The following is a 414-nucleotide window of genomic DNA, read 5'->3' as shown; positions in this document are numbered from 1 at the left end:
TTTTGGAAAGAAGCTTTTAGGATAAGGATTCTTTTGATTTTATCACGGTTGTTATCTATAAAAAACGTCTATTTTTATAAGAAACGTTATAAAAGGAAATCTTACGAAAGGCACAGTGTTGCATGACAACATTTACAGTATTGTTAAATGGGAATGTTTGTATCACTGACCGTTTGCGTAGCCAAATTCGCAACAGTCGGGTGATTGCTGCCGATGGTGGAATGCGTCATGCAGCAGCGCTGAATGTGAATCCTGAGTTGTGGTTGGGAGATTTCGATTCATCTGATCAGTCTCTCATAGACAAATATCCTCATGTTCCACGTGAGGTTTTTCCTTCTGATAAAGATATGACCGATAGTGCTCTGGCATGTGAAAGAGCTCTACAAAATGGTGCCAAACAGCTTATTTTGTGTG

The 414-nt window shown here is 39.1% G+C and carries 1 pseudogene; it reads left to right on the top strand.

Annotated elements, in window-relative coordinates:
- Positions 1–122 precede the first annotated feature (122 nt).
- Positions 123–414, top strand: a pseudogene (locus J7R05_RS08500) (thiamine diphosphokinase); the annotation flags it as partial.

The organism is Bartonella capreoli, assembly GCF_902813205.1.
Lineage (GTDB): Bacteria > Pseudomonadota > Alphaproteobacteria > Rhizobiales > Rhizobiaceae > Bartonella > Bartonella schoenbuchensis.
This window is presented reverse-complemented; position numbering and strand designations above follow the sequence as displayed.